This is a genomic window from Romboutsia sp. D33t1_170424_H2, assembly GCF_015669105.1.
GTDB lineage: Bacteria > Bacillota > Clostridia > Peptostreptococcales > Peptostreptococcaceae > Romboutsia_C > Romboutsia_C hominis.
In genome coordinates this window covers 1-18,564 of the sequence record NZ_JADOZQ010000024.1, presented here as the reverse complement: position 1 = coordinate 18,564, position 18,564 = coordinate 1, and the positions used below count along the sequence as shown (strand labels likewise).

Below are 18,564 nucleotides of genomic sequence, written 5' to 3'. Positions count from 1 at the left end.
AGAAGACCTATATACAAGCAAGTAGCAGCTTATGGTCACTTTGGTAGAACAGATATAGATTTACCATGGGAAAGAACAGATAAAGCAGAGCTATTAAGAAAAGAAGCATTAGGACAATAATAAATAAAGAGGTAATCTTTTAAAAGATTACCTCTTTATTTATTATTGATTCCAATGATTTCATCATAAAAATAGGCTAAATAATATAAACCTTAATATTATTTAGACAAGTAGTTAATATTTATATAGTAAACAAGCATATATATGTAATGAGATTTAATATCTATAAGGAGGAATTACTATGGGAAGTAAAAGTAGTATTAGTGAGATAATTAAATTTGCAGGAACATATATATCTGTATGTATAGGGTCTGGATTTGCTACCGGACAAGAAATAATGCAATTTTTTTCAGCACATGGGATAGTTAGTATATTGTCAAATTTAATATGTATGGGTTTACTAGCATATTGTGGATCTAGTTTATTAGAAATCGGGAAAACTCAAAAACTAAGAAGTAGCAATGATATATTTACATATTTATGTGGAAATTATATAGGTGGATTTTTTAAATTATTTATGCCTATATTTTTCTTTTGTAGCTTTATGGTTATGATATCAGGGGCAGGAGCATCTATAAATCAATATTATGGGATAGATAAACAAATAGGTTCCATAATAATAGGATCACTAGCATTAGTATCTGTACTTATGGGAATGAATAAGGTTATAGATATCTTGGGTAATATAGGTCCAATTATAGCTATAATGTCAGTAGGAGTTGGAGTAGTAACTATTGCAAGAAATTATGAATCTCTTTGTGCTGTTAATCAAATATTAACAACGATAGATGTTACTAAACCAGTAGATCACTGGTTAACTACAAGCATAATATACACAGGGCTAAACCTAATAATAGCTACACCATTTTTAGTTGGAGTAGGTTCTACAGCAAAAAAGAAAAGTAGTTGTATATGGGGAGGCATTATTGGTGGAGTATTATTTATGGCAGCTGCTATAGCTCTTAATTTAGGGATAATGTCTGATATAGAAAATATATACATAACTGAAATACCTACTTTATATATGGCTGATAAAATTGGCCCAATCGTAGGGGCTATGTTCTCACTTATGTTAATTGCGGGAATATATACAACTGCAGTTCCGTTACTATGGACTGTATGCACAAGTTATTTTAAGGAAAAGAGTAGTAAGTTCACAGGCATAGCAATATTTTGTACTGTATTAGGAATAATCGGAGGAAGATTACCTTTTGCAACACTAGTAAAACTTATATATCCACTATCAGGTATGTTTGGAGTTATAATACTAATATCCATATTTGTAAATAAGATAAAAAATAATGTATTTGGTATTAATATTAAATATAAAGGTTTATAATATTTGATATAATAAATACATAACTAAAATACTAAGGAGAAAAATATGACAAAACAGCTAGAAATAGATTATGCATTTGGATATGTTTACGACAAAAGTAAGTTAGTAGTAATGTATCCAGTAGGAAGTAATATAATAGATGAAAATGAATATGAGATGGAAGTTGAAGTTGCTTTCTTAGAAGATGGAATAGAGGTTGCATTTGAAGAAAGTGACATAAAAGAAGCAAATGATACTATAAAACCATTAGAAATGTTCTTAATGAAACCAAGCAAAATAATACCATTTGTAACAAGTATAAAAGACTATGAAAGTAAAGAAGAAAATAAAAAATTATTAAAAGAATTTGATGAAGAATATAAAGTAAAGGAAAGTTACATAAATAAAGGATATGAGATAAGAGATGTATATCATGTATTTGAGAATGTGGTAAAATATATACCTCAAGAAAATTTAGATACTTTAAACATATTAAAAATAGAAAAAGAAAAATTTGATATGGACAAATTCATAGAAACTACTAAAAATAATTTAGATGAGGCTATAAACAGTGAATTAATACCTGTTAATATGGAAAAAAGTAACCTAACAAATAGATTATTCCTTAAAACATCAAAAGATACAAGTGCTAAATATGTAGTATTTGGAACAGATATAAGCACATATTCAGAAGGAATACTTTGTGCAAATAAAGAAATAATAAAAGATATGGATGTAGATATGGGAGATCTTGAATTATCAAATACAAAAGATGTTGGATATCTTATTGAAGAAGTTGATGGATACCTAACATTTAAAATATCAAATTATAATAGTCAAACACCTAATGGGAATCAATTAGCACAAATAGTAGATTATAGCGGCGTATTTAAGAAAATGATGATTGATTTTATAGGTCAATTTATAAAATAAAGAATATATTTACATAAATAAAAAATAGAAAAAGTGTCTAGATTTATAGATACTTTTTCTATTTTTAATAAAAAAATTAAACATTATTAAAATATAAAGTAAGTTAAATAATAATTTTTCAAAAGTTTATCTATTATCATGTATTAATAATAAATAAGCTCCACCAGCTAGTTGATTATTGCAATCTATTCTTCCAACTAAATCATTTCCTTTAGATATATAACCATCAGAGTTAACTTTACCAATAGGCGAATTATTTATATGGTGAGAATGAATAGTACCATCTTCTTCTACTCTCCCAATTGGATTATCACTAAGATCATACATAACATTATCACAAACTTTGCCAATAGGACAGTCATGATATAAATGATTATGGACAATGTTATTAGCATCTAATCTTGCAACAGGTCTAGCATTATAAGGAAATTTAACCATTTCAAACATACTTATCACACCTCTCAAAATAAATGTAAAAATTTTGAAAATTAATACAATAATAAAATTCTATATTTATTAACTTACACCTTTTAAATAAAACAAAAATATATAATACATGAATTGAGGTATAAACAACAATATATATAAAATATATTTCTTAAAAAGTATTTTAATACATATATTTTTATGTAAATTATTTTTATAAAGGAGACTTTATGTATACTGAAAATATTAAAAGAAAGGTAGAAGATATAGAGAATTGGTTAATAGAGGTGAGAAGAGAGTTTCACAAGTACCCAGAATTATCATTAAATGAATACAACACTAAAAATAGAATATTAAATTACTTAAAGGAAATGAACATAGAGTATACAGAATTTGAAAAACACAACGGAGTTATGGCTTACATTATAAAACCAAAAAATAATATAACTATAGGAATTAGAGCTGACATGGATGCATTGCCCATAAATGAAGAAAACGAAATTAATTATAAATCAAAAAATAAAGGTGTAATGCATGCTTGCGGACATGATGCTCATATAGCTATGCTACTTGGAGCATGTAAGATTTTAAATGATATGAAAGATAAGTTACATGTAAATGTAAAATTTCTATTTCAACCAGCAGAGGAAACAGTAGGAGGAGCAAAATTTTTAGTAGAAGATAGATGTATGAAAAATCCAGATGTAAATTATATGTTTGGATTACATGTAATGCCATATTTAGAGACTGGATATATAGAGACAAAATATAATATATTAAATGCAAGCACTGATAGTTTAAAAATTATTATAAAAGGTAAAAAATCTCATGGAGCATACCCAGAATCAGGAAAGGATGCTATACTAGTAGCTTCTAGTATAATTTTAGCCCTACAAAGCATAGTAAGTAGAAATATATCACCATTAGATAGTGCAGTTTTGACAATTGGCAAAATTATGGGAGGAGAAGCTCAAAATATTATATGTGAAGAGGTTTCAATGAATGGAATATTAAGAACAATAAACAAAAATACAAGAAAAGAAATGATAAAAAGGATAGAAAATATAGTATCAGATATATGTAGAGCATTTGATTGTAAAGGAGAAGTATTATGGGGAAGCGATGGGTATCCTCCTGTAGTAAATGATGATTATCTAGTAGATATAGTAGCTGAAAGTACAGAAAAATTATTTGGAAAAGATAGATTTATACTAAAGGAGAAGCCATCTTTAGGAGGAGAAGATTTTTCTTATTATTTAGAAGAATGTAAAGGTGTTTTTTATCATATCGGTTGCAGGAATAGTAATCAAGAGGTTACTCAGCTTCATACTTCTACATTTAATATAGATGAAAGATGCTTAGCAGTAGGAACTCTAATGCATATAGCAAATGTTTTATATTTTAATAAAAATTAATTATAAAATTTTGTATATAGAAAAATTAAATAGTTAAACTTAAAAAATAAAATTTAAATTTATTTGTTGTTTTATATATTGACAACTATGTATAAAAATGTAATAATAAATAAAAATGAAAACAAAATAATACTAAATCAGCTTTAAAATAGTCCAGAGAGACTAAAAAGATATTAATGTTTACACTAGTAGTATAGAAATTACTATCCTTTTATCATGCTGATAAAAGGATTTTTTTATGAAATAAAAAAGTTTTATCTTTGGACAACTTAAAAAGGCGGGGTTTTGAATAAAACTAGGAGGATTTATCATGACATTTAAAAAGTTAGTATCATTAGCAACTGTAACTGCATTATCAGCATCATTATTAGTAGGATGTTCAGGCGGAGAAAGTGAAAAGAAAGATGATGGTAAATTAAAAATAGCTATGGTAACAGATGTAGCAGGAGTAAATGATCAATCATTTAATCAATCTGCATGGGAAGGTCTAGAGAAGGCAAAAAAAGATTTAGGAGTAGATGTTACATACTTAGAATCAAAGCAAGATTCAGACTATGCAAGTAACATAGAAACTTTAGTAGACCAAGATACAGATTTAATACTAGGGGTAGGTATGAAATTAGCACCAGCTATAGAAGAAGCAGCTAAAATGTATCCAGACCAAAAGTTTGCTTTAATAGATGAAACATATAAAGAAGTACCTAAAAATGTAGAAGCAGTGCAATTTAACTCAGAACAATCTGCATATTTAGCAGGTATAGTTGCTGGTAAAATGACTAAGACTAATAATGTAGGATTTATAGGTGGTATGGAGTTACCAGTTATAGAAGCATTCCAATATGGATATATGGCAGGGGTAAAAGCCACAAATCCAGAAGCTAAAATACAAGTTCAATATGCAAACTCATTTACAGACCAAGCAAAAGGTAAGGCTATAGCTAAGCAAATGTATTCTCAAGGTGCTGATATAATATTCACTGCAGGTGGAGATGTTGGTACTGGGGCTATAGAAGCTGCCAAGGAAGAAGGTAAATATGCTATAGGTGTTGATAGAGATCAAAGTTCTCTAGCGCCTAAAAATGTATTAACTTCAGCTATAAAAAGGGTTGACGTTGGTGTATATGATGTAGTCGAGAAGTTAAAAGAAGATAAGTTTGAAGGTGGAACAACAACAATATATGGCCTAAAAGAAGGTGCTGTTGGATTACCTGAAAGTACTAAAAACTTAGTACCACAAGATGTAATGGATTATGTAAATCAACAAATTGAAAAGTTTGAAAAAGGTGAATTAAAAGCACCTAAAAATGAAAAAGAATATAATGAAATGGTAAATCAATAGAATAATTTTTAATCTACTATAACTATAAAAATAGAGCTATCTTATAAGATAGCTCTATTTTTTATTTATTAATATTAAGCTAAGCCTAAAATGTTAAATAAGCAAGTTGTCATAAAGCAAATTGTAAATGCTATTACAGTAGGTAGTAAAAATCCGATTAAAGTCCATTTAGCACTACCTGTTTCCTTTTTTATAGTGATTAAGGTAGTAGCACAAGGCCAATGAAGTAAGCTAAATAACATAACATTAAGTGCTGTTAGATAAGTCCATCCATTATCTCTTAAAACTGTTCCTAAAGCTGAAAGTTCATCTAATTCAATCATTGAACCTGTAGCCAAATAAGACATTAGTAAAACTGGTATGACTATTTCATTTGCAGGTAAACCAAGTATAAAGGCCAAAAGAATAAATCCATCAAGACCTATAAATTTAGCTATTGGATCAAGGAAATTTGCTACATGAACTAGAATACTCATGTCTCCTATATAAATATTAGCAAATACCCATGTCACAATACCAGCAGGTATGGCAACTATAATTGCCCTGTATAAGACAAATAAAGTTCTATCAATAATAGATGTATATAAAACTCTTCCTACTTGAGGAGTTCTGTATGGTGGAAGCTCTAGTGTAAAAGTAGAAGGAACTCCTTTTAATAGTGTCTTTGACAACCCATAAGAGACTAAAAGTGTTATTAATACACCAAATACTACTATCAAAGCAATGCAAAGAGCAGTTACTATACTTGTAGAAGTGGAACTTGCAATGGCTGAAGAGAAAAATATTGTAGCTACAGCAATCAAAGTTGGAAATCTACCATTACAAGGAACAAAGTTATTGGTAAGTATTGCAATTAGTCTTTCTCTTGGAGAATCAATTATTCTACAACCTATAACACCAGCAGCATTACAACCAAATCCCATACACATAGTAAGACATTGTTTACCATGACAACATGCTTTTTTAAATAAATGATCTAAGTTAAATGCAACTCTAGGAAGATACCCAAAATCCTCAAGTAAAGTAAATAGTGGGAAAAATATTGCCATAGGTGGCAACATTACAGAAACAACCCAAGCCAGAGTTCTATACATACCAAAAGTAAGCATTTCATTTAACCAAACAGGTAGATGTATAGTTTCTAAAAAATTATATATATGTGGTTCTATACCAAAAAGTACATTAGATATCATCTGTGAAGGATAGTTTGCACCTTGTATAGTTAACCAAAGTATAAAAGCAAGACACAATAGCATTAAAGGAATTCCAAATACTTTAGATGTAATAATCTTATCTATTTTATCATCTCTCTTGTACTTTATATCACTTTTTATATTTATAGATAAATTATATAGTTCAGAAGCATATTCATAATTAGTCTTACTTATACTATCTCTTATTGATTTTTTATCTATATTTAGTGGAAGTTTTGATTTAATTAAATCAATTGATTTGTTACAGTCACCATCTACATAGTCATTCATAGATTTATAAATACTATTATCTCCATCAATAAGCCTTAAAGCAAGCCATCTAGATTTTATAAAAGGAATATATTCTTTTAAGTCTTTTTCTATAATACTTACATAACTCTCAATTTCTTTATTATATTTTATAATTTTATTATTATACTCGTATTGATTTAATACTACTTTATCTAAAGTACATAAAAGTTCATCAATTCCTTTTTTATTTCTAGCTGATGTCAAAACAACAGGTATTCCTAGATATTTTTCTATTTTGTCCTTATTAATAGAAATACCTTTTTTCTCAGCTTCATCAATTAGATTTATGCAAAGTATAACTTTATCAGTTAATTCCATAATTTGAAAAACTAGATTGAAATTTCTTTCTAAAGATGTAGCATCAGCAACAACAATAACTGCGTCTGGATTTCCAAAACAAGCAAAATCCCTAGCCACCATTTCTTCCTGTGATGCAGCAAATAGAGAGTAAGTACCTGGTAAATCTACTAAAGCATATTCTTTATTATTGTATTTAAAATCCCCACGAGCAGTGCAAACTGTTTTACCAGGCCAATTGCCAGTATGTTGCTTTAAGCCGGTTAAAGTATTAAAAACAGTACTTTTACCAGTGTTAGGGTTACCAGCTAAGGCAATGACATACTGGTTGGGCTTTCTTTCAATGTCAAACATATCTTTTAAGGATTTTGCTTTTGTAGAGTCATGAGTTAAACCCATAATAAATCCCCCCTTTATAAAACTAAAAATTAAATTCTAGAAACAATAATGTTATCTCCCTCTTCTTTTCTAAGGGCTATTTTTGCTCCTCTTATATCGTATACTGTTAAATTATTTTTAGGTCCTTTTCTTATAACATGAACTAATGCACCATCTGTAAGACCTAGAGCAAGCATTCTTTCTCTTATATATCCATCAGTTAAAAGTTGTTTAACTATAACTGTAGAGTTTATATCTATATCACTGAGCTTAGTCATAATGCACCTCCATAAAATTCAAACTTAGTCTAAGCTAACTTTCACACTAAATACTATGAAAAAATTATAAGAAATGTTACATAAAAGTACTATTAAAAATAGGCATTTAATATATTTAATATAAGACACATAGGAGGTTAAAACAATGAATAATGAGTATTACACATTTAATGAATATATAAAAAATAATAAACTTAGTCCTAGCGAAGAAGACTATATTGAGATGATATATAGATTATATCTAGAAAATAAGAAAATTAAAGTTGCTGAAGTTGCATTAGCGCTAAATGTAAAAATACCATCAGCAAGTAAAATGGTAAAAAGGCTGAGCGGTAAAAATTTATTGGAACATGAAAGATATGGATGTATAAATTTAAGTCGTGAAGGCAAGAAAATTGGAGAAAAATTATTAAAAAGGCATGACACTATAGAATCGTTTTTAAAAATTATAGGTGTTCAAAATAATCTTCATGAAGAAACTGAAAAAATTGAACATACTATTAGGGAAGAAACATTAGAAAAAATAAGTTTATTAGTAGGATTTTTAGGTGAAAATAAATCTATATTGAAAGAGTTTAAAGACTATATATTAGAAAAAGGCGATGCATATTAATAAAAATAACTAATAATTAAATATATATTGTTAAAAATAACTTATAGAATGATTGAATACAAAATATTAAATTTAACATAAATTGAACAAAAGAAAAGGAGACATACTTTATGAATAAGGATAGCATAAAAGTTATTCCACTTGGAGGTCTTGGAGAAATAGGAAAAAATATAACTGCGATAGAGTATAATAATGAAATAATCATTATTGATTGTGGGATATCTTTTCCGGATGAAGATATGTATGGAGTAGATTTAGTTATACCAGATATACGATATCTGTTAGATAAAAAAGATAAAGTAAAGGGAATGTTTTTAACACATGGACACGAAGACCATATAGGAGCTATACCATATATATTAAAACAGTTAAATATACCAGTATACGGAACGAAACTTACAATAGGACTAGTAGAGAATAAGTTAAAGGAACATGATTTGTTAAATCATGTAGATTTAAACCCTGTAAAAGCTGGTCAAAGTATAAAATTAGAAAATATGAAAATAGAATTTATCAGGGTGACTCATAGTATAGCCGATGCGTGTGGATTAGCCATACACACATCTTTAGGTATAATACTTCATACAGGAGACTTTAAGATAGATTACACTCCTATAGATGGGCGAATGACAGATTTAAACAGAATAGCTACACTGGGCAAAAAAGGTGTACTACTTTTAATGGCAGATAGCACAAATGTTGAAAGAAGTGGACATTCTATATCTGAAAAAACTATAGGAGAAACATTAAATAGAATTTTTACAAATGCTAAAGGAAGAATAATTGTAGCTACATTTGCTTCTAATATTCATAGAATGCAACAGATAGTAAATGCATCTGTAATGCAAAATCGTAAAGTAGTATTTAGTGGGAGAAGTATGGAAAATATATCTCAAGTAGCTATGGAACTAGGATATTTGCATATACCTACAGAATACATAGTAGATATAGATGATATAAGTAAGTATCCAAATAATGAAATAACTATAATAACAACAGGAAGCCAGGGAGAATCAATGGCGGGTCTTTCTAGAATAGCTTATGGATCACATAGAAAGATAATTATAGAACCAGACGACTTTTTTATAATATCTGCATCACCTATACCTGGTAATGATAAGTTAGTTTCTAGGGTTATAAACCAATTATTTAAAAAAGGTGTAGATGTTATATATGAGGATTTAGAAGAAATCCATGTGTCAGGACATGCCTATCAAGAGGAGTTAAAGCTTATTCATAGCTTAGTTAAGCCTAAGTACTTTATGCCAGTACACGGAGAATATAGACACTTAAAACATCATAAAGATTTGGCTATAAAGTTAGGAATGAAGCCTCAAAATGTATTTACCTTAGAAACTGGACAAGTGTTAGAAATAACTAATGAAGGGGTAAATGCAAATAAAAGAGTTCATACAGGGGTTATATTTGTAGATGGTTTAGGAGTTGGTGATGTAGGAAATATTGTACTTAGAGATAGAAGAGATTTAGCTAAAGATGGAATGGTAACTATTGTAGTTGCTATAAATAGAGATAGTTATAGTATAGTAGCAGGTCCAGACGTAATAACTAGAGGATTTATATACGCTAGAGAAGCAGAGGATTTAATAAATAAAATAAAGGAGGTATCAAAAGAAGAGATAGAAAAATGCCTAGAACAAGAAATATTGGAGTGGCAAATACTAAAAACAAATATTAAAAGATCCATAGAACAATTGCTATACCATAAAACTAAAAGAAGACCTATTGTTTTCCCTATAATAATGGAAGTATAGTATATAAAGATATATTAAATAATATAACAAAAAATTAAAAAGCCTTCTATTTGTTTATTTTAAACTAATAGAAGACTTTTTAATTTTTTACTACTTATTAGAGTTAGAAAGTGCTTTTGAGTACCACTTTAAAGATTTAGTATAGTCTTTTTCAATACCAAGTCCATCTTTATACATATTAGCTACTTTTATCTGTGCATATCCGTTCCCACCTTCAGCTAATTTAAGGTATATATCAAATGCTTTAGTATAGTCGATTTTACCTAAAGTCCCATTATAGTAGTTATCAGCATCTATTAGTCTTTTATCCTCAATATCATCGCTAAAATTAGAATTTTCAATAACTAACTCTTCAAAGTTGCCAAAATCTTCAATAGTGTAAGGAATATTAATATCATTATTCATATTTATATTAGAAAAATCTAAGATATCATTATTAATCCAATAATTTAATGCTTTATTATAGTCTTTATTTTCTCCATAGCCATTATAGTATAAATAGTCCAAAACATCTTTGGCTAATATATAGCCTAAATCGACAAGTTTCTCTAAATAGGCATGAGCTTTACAATAGTCTTTTTTATCTTCAGAGAAAACATAGATTAATGCTAGGTTAAACATAGCAGTTAAATTTCCTAAATCCTTAGCCTTTTCAAAGTAATATACACTATCTTCTAAATTTTTATTTACCCCTTCTCCATTAAAAGATAAAACACCGAGCATGTTAAAAGCTTCAGCTATATTAAAAGTGGAAGCTTTTAAATATAAACCAAATGCTTTTTTAAAATTTTTTTCTACATCTAGACCATAATAGTATATATTTCCTAAATTAAAAAATCGAATCCCATTATTTATATATTTATTTTCTGTATTTATAAAACTCAAATATATCTCCTCCAATAAAGTTACATAAGACTTTAACACTTATTATATTACTAAATATAATATGAATGAAATTTATAAAGGGTGAATTAAAATATACTATATGTAGGACTATAGTGGAATTGTTTACGATATAGAAATTACCATATAAAATGAAAAAGGTTAAGGTTATAGGCATAGCTGAGAATTATGTATCTCATTATGTTTAGATGTTTAACAAATACTATATAAAGTTTAAATTATGTAGTTATTATAATGACAGTATCAATAGGAGCTTTAGCCTTTATGCTTCTTTATAAACTGGCAAATGTAAATATTTCAGAAATAATGAGAAAAGTAATTACGATAAAAGTCTTGGGATTTTATGATAATGAGGTAAGTATTTATATACAGAGAAAGTATAATGTTTGGTAGAATAGCAGGTTACAAAAGTTATATAATTGCATTTATATTTAAAATAGTATTATGATTAATTATCAATATATCCATGTATCATAATTAAAAAATGTAGAAATAGTGGAATTTCTCAAATCTGTCGATTAATGATGTAAATTGCAAATATAAAATTATATCAAAAATAAACCGTCCTACATAATATATCTTAAGAGTATAAAAACTCTAGAATATAAATGACAACAGGAGGTAAATATATGAGTAATATGTTAGACAGATTCTTTGGAGGCTGTGAAGGTGGATTTGGAGCATGGTGGATAATAGTACTATTTTTCTTATTCCTAGCATTTGGAGATGTATGGTGTGAAATAGATATATGTTCATGGATACCATTTTTAATATTATTATTAATAATATGTGGACAAGAAGGATTCTTTGATTGTTAAATTAAACTAAATATAATTAAATTAAAAGCTAAGAGTAAAATCTTAGCTTTTTAAATTATTTTAAAACAAAACTTAAAAAAATAAGTATTTTTGCTGATTTACTTGTATATTTTAATATATTTGTGAATACTTAATATATATAAATATATATATTAAAAATACAAAAAATAATCTTGAAATATTGAAAAGTTGAATGTATAATATAACCTTAAAGTGAAAATAAGAGAAAAAATATTACATTTTTAAACAAATTTCACTAATACGAATAAAAATATATATAAAAATACGGTTATCAAAAATTAAATAATTTAGTGAGGTGCAAAGATGAAGATAGGATTCGATCACAAGAAATATCTAGAAGAGCAATCAAAATATATCTTAGAAAGAGTTAATAATTTTGACAAACTTTATTTAGAATTTGGTGGTAAGCTAATAGGAGATTTACATGCTAAAAGAGTATTACCAGGTTTTGATGAAAATGCCAAAATAAAAGTACTTCAACACATAAAAGAAAAAGTAGAAGTTGTGATATGTGTTTATGCAGGAGATATAGAAAGAAATAAGATAAGAGGAGACTTCGGTATAACTTATGATATGGAAGTTCTAAGACTTATCGATGATTTAAGAAGTTACGAATTAGATGTAAACAGCGTTGTTATAACAAGATATGAAGGACAACCTGCTACAACAGTTTTCATAAATAAATTAGAGCGTAGAGGAATAAAAGTATATAAGCATGCCCCAACAAAAGGTTACCCAACAGATGTTGATACAATAGTAAGTGATGAAGGATATGGAGCAAATCCATACATAGAAACTACTAAGCCTATAGTTGTTGTTACAGCTCCAGGTCCAAATAGTGGTAAGCTTGGTACTTGTTTAAGTCAGTTATACCATGAAAATAAAAGAGGAAATGCTGTTGGATATTCTAAATTTGAAACATTCCCAGTATGGAATGTACCTTTAAAGCATCCTTTAAATATAGCTTATGAAGCAGCTACAGTAGATTTAAAAGACGTAAATATGATAGACTCGTTCCATCTTGAAAAATACGGTGAAATGTCTGTAAACTACAATAGAGATTTAGAATTATTCCCAGTTCTTAAAAAAATAATCGAAAAAATAACAGGAAAAGAATCTATATATCAATCACCAACAGACATGGGTGTTAATAGAGTTGGATTTGGTATAGTAGATGATGAAGTTGTACAAGAAGCATCTAGACAAGAAATAATAAGAAGATATTTCAAGACTGCTTGTGAATACAAAAAAGGACAAGTTGATAAAGGTGCTTTTGAAAGAATACAAGTTATAATGCAAGGACTTAACTTAAAGCCAGAAGATAGAACAGTTGTTATGCCAGCAAGAGAGTACAGCAACAAATTAAAAGAAGCTGCAAATAAAAATGATATGTGCCCAGTTGTTGCAATAGAATTAAATGATGGGGTAATACTTACAGGTAAAGGTTCAGAATTAATGGATGCAACTGCAGCAGCAACATTAAATGCTATAAAACATTTAGCAAATATAGATGATGAATTACATCTAATATCACCAGCTATACTTGAGCCAATTGTAAACTTAAAAACTAAAACTTTAGGAAGTAGAAATCCAGAGTTAAGTTGTGAAGAAGTTTTAACTGCACTTAGCATATGCGCTGTTACAAACCCAACTGCACAAGTTGTACTTGACAAATTACCTTTATTAAAAGGAGCTCAAGCACACTCAACAACTATATTAAGTAAAAGTGATGAACAAACATTTAGAGAACTTGGAATAGATGTAACATCTGATCCAGAGTATCCATCGCAAAATCTTTACTACGCAAATTAAAAATTGATATAAAAAATCAGACCATATTACAAATAGTAGTATGGTCTTTTTGTATACAATTACAAAATAAAAATAAATATAAAAATACGGTCATCAAGAACTAAAAATAACTTAGTTCCTTGGAATAACTATTTTAAAGGTTTTTTCAAAAATTTGCAAGTTATTTTTTAAAAAACTTTAAATAATATATAAAAAGCAGAATTGAGGCAAATAAAATATAAAAATAAACCAAAATTAATGTAAGATATATATATAAATCAAGATTTAAAAGGTGATTAAATTGGTATATAATAGAAAAATAATTCATATAGATATGGATGCCTTTTATGCATCTATAGAGCAAAGAGATAACCCAAGTTTAAGAGGGAAACCTGTGATAGTTGGAGGGAGACCAGAAAGTAGAGGAGTTGTAGCTACTTGTTCATATGAAGCTAGAAAATATGGGATTCACTCAGCTATGCCATCAAAAACTGCATATAAGAGGTGCCCATATGCATATTTCATAAGGCCTAGATTTGAAGAATATCATAAAGTATCACAAAAGATAAGAAATATATTTTATAGATATACAGATTTAGTAGAGCCTTTATCTTTAGATGAGGCATACTTAGATGTTACTAAAAATAAAAAAGGAATAAAATATGCAACACAAATAGCTAAGATGATAAAGAAAGATATTTTAAGAGAAGTTGGATTAACTTCTTCTGCAGGGGTATCTTATAATAAATTTTTGGCTAAGCTAGCATCAGACTACAAAAAGCCTAATGGATTAACGGTAATAACACCAGAAAATAAACAAGAATTTTTAGACAAGCTCCCAATAAACAAATTTTTTGGAGTTGGCAAGGTAACAGCAAAAACACTAAATAATTTAGGAATAAAAAATGGATATGATTTAAGGCAATTAGATATTAGTGAATTAGAATTAATATTTAAAAATAGAGGTTATGTATTTTATCAATTTGCAAGAGGTATTGATTATAGAGAAGTTAAACCGCATAGAGAAAGAAAATCAGTTGGTTCAGAAAGTACTTTAAAAAATAACTTAAGTATAGATGATGAGGAAGTTTTAGAGATACTTTCACAAATATGTAAAGATGTATCACATAGACTATCATATTCTAATAATTTAGGAAAAACTATAACTTTAAAAATAAAGTATGATGATTTTAGTCAAATAACAAGGAGCTTAAGTTTAAGAAATCCAATATATAAAAAAGAGGATATTAGAACTAATGTATATGAATTATTAAAAAATGTGGATACTAAAAATAAACAGATAAGATTACTAGGAGTAACCGTATCTAATTTAGTAGATTCTAAAAAAGAATGCACAAATGTAACTATATTTGAATATATAAATAATATGAATAACAATACTAATTTAAATTAAAATCCATGAAAAGCATAAATATGCTTTTCATGGATTTTTTAGTTTAAAGGTAAATGATAGTTATTACCAGATTTTAAGAGATTTCATATAATTTTATTTATTACTAAAAGGAGGCACTATGAATAGTAATCTAAGAGAAGTAAAAAAAATATTATGGATAATTTTATTTGCAAATTTAATCGTAGCTTTGTTGAAGATAATAATAGGAGGTTTTATTAAAAGTGCTAGTATGATGGCTGATGGATTTCACTCCTTATCAGATGGAGCGTCAAATGTGGTAGGAATAGTAGGCATAAGTATAGCCATAAAGCCTAAAGATAGAGAGCATCCTTATGGACATAGGAAGTTTGAAATTCTTGCAAGTATGTTTATAGGAGCTATGTTAACTCTGGTAGGAATAAATATAATCATAGAGTCTATAGATAGATTTAAAAATATTGTAGAACCATCAATTACAATTGAAAGTCTACTTATATTAATTTTCACATTATTTATAAATATATTGGTGAGTAAATATGAGTATAAAATGGGAAAAAAATTAAATAGTCATATCCTAATAGCAGACTCAATGCATACAAAAAGTGACGTGTTTGTATCGATAGGAGTTTTAATAACTTTATTTGGTATAAACATGGGTCTTCCTCCAATTATTGACCCGATAGTATCAGTAGTAGTAGCTTTATTTATACTTCATTCCGCATATGAAATACTAATATCGTCTATAGGCGTATTAGTAGATAAAGCTATTATAGATGAAAAAGTTATAAATGATATTGTAATTAGATTTGATGAAGTTAAAGATGTGCATAAAATTAGAAGTAGAGGAAGTCAAAATGATATTCATATTGATATGCATGTATTAGTAAATCCAAATTTAAGCACAGAAGAGGCACATATATTAGGTCATAAGATAGAAGATGTTATAAGAAAAGAAATAAATGAAAATTGTCAAGTTATAGTTCATACAGAACCTTATTATAACGATAGAATTAATGTATAATAGTTATAAATTATACTTAAAAAGGGAGAGAATATGTTAGAAATAATAGGGATGTCAGTTGAAGACGCTAAAACTATAGAAGCTTGTGGAGGTGATAGAATAGAACTTATTAGTGCGCTAACAGAAGGAGGTTTAACTCCAAGTTTTGCTACTATAGAAAAGGTAGTAAATAACGTAAATATACCTGTTAACGTTATGATAAGAAATCATGCAAATAGTTTTGTATATAGTGAGTATGATATAGAAATAATGGAAAAAGATATAGAGATAGCTAAAAGTTTAGGTGTAAATGGAGTAGTGTTGGGGCTTTTAGACAAAGAAAATAATATAGATGAAGTAAATCTACAAAGATTGCTTAAAAAATGTAAAGGAATTGATGTAACTTTCCATAAGGCTATAGATTTTACAAATGTGATTAAAAGTACTGAGATATTAAATAAATATAATATAACAAATATATTAACAGCAGGTGGTACTAAACGTATAGATTATAATATAGAAAAAATAAAGTCTATGATAGAAGTATCAAAAGATATAAATATACTACTAGGTGGGGGACTCAACTTTGAAAATATAAACACAATAAAAGAATTAACAAATGCCACGGATTACCACTTTGGGACAGCTATAAGAATTGATAATAGTCCTTTTGGTAGAATAGATGAAAATAAATTAAAAGAATTAATTAAAATAATAAAATAGACAATAAAATATAAAAGAGCAAAGAAGACATAATTGTTAAGTCTTACTTTGCTCTTTTTTTACTCCATTAATAACTCTTCTAAAGTTTCTATATCCAATATTTTAATTGTATCTTTTGAATAATCTATAAGTCCATCAGATTTCATTTTCATAAGCTCTCTAGATAAAGAAGGTCTAGGGATACCAAGCATTTCAGAAAGCTTTTGTTTTGTTATGCCAAGTTTTATAAATTTACTTTTCTGGATAGTATGTTGTGTAATTAGATAGTTACTTAGTTTTTGACGTATACTTGAAAAAGATAAATTTTTTATAGAATTATTAAGTTGTATAATCTTATTACTTAAGTCATTTAAAAACATATCTAAAAAATCTGGATTTTTAGTACAAAAGATTATAAATGAAGTTTTATGTATAAACATTATTTCACAATTACTAGATGCCATTATAGTAGCAGGGTACGCATTAGTATCTGAGAACGCTATAATTTCTCCAAAAAAGTTACCTACAGATAAAGAAGACATATGTATAACATTATTACTGGTTAATATACGTTTTACATCAATACTACCTTGTAATATTAATCCTACTTTGTCGCAAGGAGAACCTTCAATAGCTATAATATCATTTTTATTATATTTAGATATGGTATAAGTTGAATCTTTAAAAAAATGTAATGCTTCCTCTCTAGTTTTAAACAAAAAATCACCTACTTTTATAATTTTTTTATTAGTGTAACGTATGTTACAGAAATATATACTATTATAACATATAATTATTACATAAAATAAAGAGGAGGACATGAAATGGAAAATAAAATGTTTTGTTTTCAGTGTCAAGAAACAGCAGGATGTACAGGATGTACAAAATTTGGAGTATGTGGAAAATCACCAGATCTAGCAAGAATGCAAGATCTATTAATATATACAACTAAAGGATTATCAGAGGTTACTACTAGACTAAGAAATGAAGGAAAAAAAATAGATAGTACTGTTAATCATCTAATAACTATAAACTTATTTACAACAATAACTAATGCAAATTTTGATGATGAAATATTCTATGAAAGAGTAAAACAAACTTTAAAAACTAAAGAAGAATTATTATCAAAATTAAAGAACAAAGAAAATTTATCAGAAGCAGCGTTATGGAATGCATCAAATAATGAAGAATTAGATGCTAAAGTATCTGTATTATCTAAACTAAAAAACACGATACTAGGAAGTGGTAAGAAAGAAGTAGAAATAGATACAATACTAGACGAAAAATCAACTAAAGTTGGTGTATTAGCTACAAAAGATGAAGATATAAGAAGTTTAAGAGAACTTATAATATATGGATTAAAAGGCTTATCGGCATATATGAAGCATGCTAATGCTTTAGGGTATGACAATGAAGAAGTTAATGCATTTTTACAAAGCACTTTAGCTAAAACATTAGATGATAGCCTAACTATTGACGAATTAATAGCATTAACATTAGAAACAGGTAAGGTTGGGGTAGACGGAATGGCTTTACTTGATAGTGCAAATACTGGAACTTATGGACATCCAGAAATAACTAAAGTTAATATAGGTGTTAGAA

General features: G+C 27.6%; 16 protein-coding genes and 1 pseudogene. 12 read left to right on the top strand and 5 right to left on the bottom strand.

What is annotated here, in order from left to right:
- The first annotated feature begins 301 nt into the window (after positions 1 to 301).
- The gene (locus I4U66_RS14175; RefSeq protein WP_195929267.1) at positions 302 to 1,399 is read left to right on the top strand and encodes a YkvI family membrane protein; all 1,098 of its coding nucleotides are present in this window, start codon (positions 302 to 304) and stop codon (positions 1,397 to 1,399) included.
- 45 nt (positions 1,400 to 1,444) lie between these two features.
- A complete protein-coding gene (locus I4U66_RS14170; protein WP_092923105.1) occupies positions 1,445 to 2,311 on the top strand; it encodes a hypothetical protein in 867 nt (288 codons plus the stop codon).
- Positions 2,312 to 2,437: 126 nt separating this feature from the next.
- On the opposite strand, the gene I4U66_RS14165 is transcribed toward I4U66_RS14170, so the two are convergent.
- Entirely contained in the window at positions 2,438 to 2,758 is a 321-nt protein-coding gene (locus I4U66_RS14165; RefSeq protein ID WP_195581718.1) for a hypothetical protein, read from the bottom strand.
- Between the two features lie 209 nt (positions 2,759 to 2,967).
- On the opposite strand from I4U66_RS14165, the gene I4U66_RS14160 reads away from it, so the two are divergent.
- Both I4U66_RS14160 and I4U66_RS14155 read left to right on the top strand, forming a co-directional pair.
- Positions 2,968 to 4,152: a M20 metallopeptidase family protein gene (locus I4U66_RS14160; RefSeq protein WP_195929264.1), complete on the top strand. Its 1,185-nt coding sequence runs from the start codon at positions 2,968 to 2,970 to the stop codon at positions 4,150 to 4,152.
- Between the two features lie 310 nt (positions 4,153 to 4,462).
- Positions 4,463 to 5,491: a BMP family lipoprotein gene (locus tag I4U66_RS14155; protein WP_195929263.1), complete on the top strand. Its 1,029-nt coding sequence runs from the start codon at positions 4,463 to 4,465 to the stop codon at positions 5,489 to 5,491.
- 74 nt (positions 5,492 to 5,565) lie between these two features.
- Here I4U66_RS14155 and feoB read toward each other — a convergent pair whose 3' ends face one another.
- Together feoB and I4U66_RS14145 are read right to left on the bottom strand one after the other, a co-directional pair.
- The gene (feoB, locus tag I4U66_RS14150) at positions 5,566 to 7,692 is read right to left on the bottom strand and encodes a ferrous iron transport protein B (RefSeq protein ID WP_195581719.1); all 2,127 of its coding nucleotides are present in this window, start codon (positions 7,690 to 7,692) and stop codon (positions 5,566 to 5,568) included.
- Between the two features lie 29 nt (positions 7,693 to 7,721).
- On the bottom strand, positions 7,722 to 7,949 hold the full coding sequence (locus tag I4U66_RS14145) for a FeoA family protein (RefSeq protein WP_092923120.1): 228 nt from the start codon (positions 7,947 to 7,949) through the stop codon (positions 7,722 to 7,724).
- 145 nt (positions 7,950 to 8,094) lie between these two features.
- Between I4U66_RS14145 and I4U66_RS14140 the strand changes: the two genes are divergently transcribed.
- On the top strand, positions 8,095 to 8,562 hold the full coding sequence (locus I4U66_RS14140; protein ID WP_092923123.1) for a metal-dependent transcriptional regulator: 468 nt from the start codon (positions 8,095 to 8,097) through the stop codon (positions 8,560 to 8,562).
- A gap of 110 nt (positions 8,563 to 8,672) precedes the next feature.
- A complete protein-coding gene (locus tag I4U66_RS14135; protein ID WP_195929262.1) occupies positions 8,673 to 10,334 on the top strand; it encodes a ribonuclease J in 1,662 nt (553 codons plus the stop codon).
- A gap of 90 nt (positions 10,335 to 10,424) precedes the next feature.
- Here the strand turns inward: I4U66_RS14135 and I4U66_RS14130 are convergent, their stop codons facing one another.
- Complete coding sequence (locus I4U66_RS14130) at positions 10,425 to 11,219, bottom strand: tetratricopeptide repeat protein (RefSeq protein WP_166504857.1); 795 nt, start codon at positions 11,217 to 11,219, stop codon at positions 10,425 to 10,427.
- Positions 11,220 to 11,875: 656 nt separating this feature from the next.
- Here I4U66_RS14130 and I4U66_RS14125 point away from each other — a divergent pair.
- The 5 genes from I4U66_RS14125 (at position 11,876) to I4U66_RS14105 (ending at position 16,983) form a co-directional block, all read left to right on the top strand.
- Positions 11,876 to 12,055: a hypothetical protein gene (locus I4U66_RS14125; RefSeq protein WP_092923302.1), complete on the top strand. Its 180-nt coding sequence runs from the start codon at positions 11,876 to 11,878 to the stop codon at positions 12,053 to 12,055.
- A gap of 324 nt (positions 12,056 to 12,379) precedes the next feature.
- A complete protein-coding gene (locus tag I4U66_RS14120; protein WP_092923132.1) occupies positions 12,380 to 13,888 on the top strand; it encodes a DUF1846 domain-containing protein in 1,509 nt (502 codons plus the stop codon).
- Between the two features lie 280 nt (positions 13,889 to 14,168).
- Positions 14,169 to 15,281: a DNA polymerase IV gene (dinB, locus tag I4U66_RS14115; RefSeq protein ID WP_195929261.1), complete on the top strand. Its 1,113-nt coding sequence runs from the start codon at positions 14,169 to 14,171 to the stop codon at positions 15,279 to 15,281.
- Between the two features lie 118 nt (positions 15,282 to 15,399).
- Complete coding sequence (locus tag I4U66_RS14110; RefSeq protein WP_092923138.1) at positions 15,400 to 16,281, top strand: cation diffusion facilitator family transporter; 882 nt, start codon at positions 15,400 to 15,402, stop codon at positions 16,279 to 16,281.
- Between the two features lie 33 nt (positions 16,282 to 16,314).
- Entirely contained in the window at positions 16,315 to 16,983 is a 669-nt protein-coding gene (locus I4U66_RS14105; RefSeq protein WP_166504859.1) for a copper homeostasis protein CutC, read from the top strand.
- A gap of 59 nt (positions 16,984 to 17,042) precedes the next feature.
- Here I4U66_RS14105 and I4U66_RS14100 read toward each other — a convergent pair whose 3' ends face one another.
- Positions 17,043 to 17,681: a Crp/Fnr family transcriptional regulator gene (locus I4U66_RS14100; protein WP_240276161.1), complete on the bottom strand. Its 639-nt coding sequence runs from the start codon at positions 17,679 to 17,681 to the stop codon at positions 17,043 to 17,045.
- A gap of 105 nt (positions 17,682 to 17,786) precedes the next feature.
- On the opposite strand from I4U66_RS14100, the pseudogene I4U66_RS14095 reads away from it, so the two are divergent.
- Positions 17,787 to 18,564 (top strand): annotated as a pseudogene (locus I4U66_RS14095) (hydroxylamine reductase); the annotation flags it as partial.

What these genes read in the sequence shown, in the direction of transcription:
- I4U66_RS14140 (WP_092923123.1), top strand. Translation starts at nt 8,095, where the DNA reads ATGAATAATGAGTATTACACATTTAATGAATATATAAAAAATAATAAA.
- I4U66_RS14145 (WP_092923120.1), bottom strand. Translation starts at nt 7,949, where the DNA reads ATGACTAAGCTCAGTGATATAGATATAAACTCTACAGTTATAGTTAAA.
- I4U66_RS14120 (WP_092923132.1), top strand. Translation starts at nt 12,380, where the DNA reads ATGAAGATAGGATTCGATCACAAGAAATATCTAGAAGAGCAATCAAAA.
- feoB (WP_195581719.1), bottom strand. Translation starts at nt 7,692, where the DNA reads ATGGGTTTAACTCATGACTCTACAAAAGCAAAATCCTTAAAAGATATG.
- I4U66_RS14160 (WP_195929264.1), top strand. Translation starts at nt 2,968, where the DNA reads ATGTATACTGAAAATATTAAAAGAAAGGTAGAAGATATAGAGAATTGG.
- I4U66_RS14165 (WP_195581718.1), bottom strand. Translation starts at nt 2,758, where the DNA reads ATGTTTGAAATGGTTAAATTTCCTTATAATGCTAGACCTGTTGCAAGA.
- I4U66_RS14135 (WP_195929262.1), top strand. Translation starts at nt 8,673, where the DNA reads ATGAATAAGGATAGCATAAAAGTTATTCCACTTGGAGGTCTTGGAGAA.
- I4U66_RS14125 (WP_092923302.1), top strand. Translation starts at nt 11,876, where the DNA reads ATGTTAGACAGATTCTTTGGAGGCTGTGAAGGTGGATTTGGAGCATGG.
- I4U66_RS14170 (WP_092923105.1), top strand. Translation starts at nt 1,445, where the DNA reads ATGACAAAACAGCTAGAAATAGATTATGCATTTGGATATGTTTACGAC.
- I4U66_RS14105 (WP_166504859.1), top strand. Translation starts at nt 16,315, where the DNA reads ATGTTAGAAATAATAGGGATGTCAGTTGAAGACGCTAAAACTATAGAA.
- I4U66_RS14155 (WP_195929263.1), top strand. Translation starts at nt 4,463, where the DNA reads ATGACATTTAAAAAGTTAGTATCATTAGCAACTGTAACTGCATTATCA.
- I4U66_RS14175 (WP_195929267.1), top strand. Translation starts at nt 302, where the DNA reads ATGGGAAGTAAAAGTAGTATTAGTGAGATAATTAAATTTGCAGGAACA.
- I4U66_RS14110 (WP_092923138.1), top strand. Translation starts at nt 15,400, where the DNA reads ATGAATAGTAATCTAAGAGAAGTAAAAAAAATATTATGGATAATTTTA.